Source organism: Actinacidiphila acidipaludis (assembly GCF_019890725.1).
In the GTDB taxonomy this organism is placed as follows: domain Bacteria; phylum Actinomycetota; class Actinomycetes; order Streptomycetales; family Streptomycetaceae; genus Actinacidiphila; species Actinacidiphila acidipaludis.
Map to the genome: position 1 here is coordinate 1 of NZ_JAINZZ010000155.1, position 461 is coordinate 461.

The following is a 461-nucleotide window of genomic DNA, read 5'->3' on the forward strand; positions in this document are numbered from 1 at the left end:
TCCAGCTCCTCGATCGGCAGGGCGAGGTCCGCGGCCAGAGCGGCGTCCGTCGGGGACGGACCCATGTCGATGCCCTCGGCGTCGACGTTCAGCTCGCGGGCCAGGCCGAACAGCTCGACCAGGGTCTTGCCGGCCGACGCCATGGCGTCACGCGGCCGCATGGCCTGCTTGGTCTCGACGTCGACGATCAGCTTGTCGAAGTCGGTGCGCTGCTCGACACGGGTCGCCTCGACCTTGTAGGTGACCTTGAGCACCGGGCTGTAGATGGAGTCGACCGGGATGCGGCCGATCTCCTGGCCCTGCTGCTTGTTCTGCACCGCGGAGACGTAGCCGCGACCGCGCTCGACGGTCAGCTCCATCTCCAGCTTGCCCTTGGCGTTCAGGGTGGCCAGGACCAGGTCGGGGTTGTGCACCTCGACACCGGCCGGCGGCGCGATGTCGGCCGCGGTGACCACACCCGG

The 461-nt window shown here is 69.4% G+C and carries 1 pseudogene; it reads right to left on the reverse strand.

Annotation, left to right across the window (positions count from 1 at the left end):
• Positions 1–461: pseudogene (locus K7862_RS37110) on the reverse strand (DNA-directed RNA polymerase subunit alpha); the annotation flags it as partial.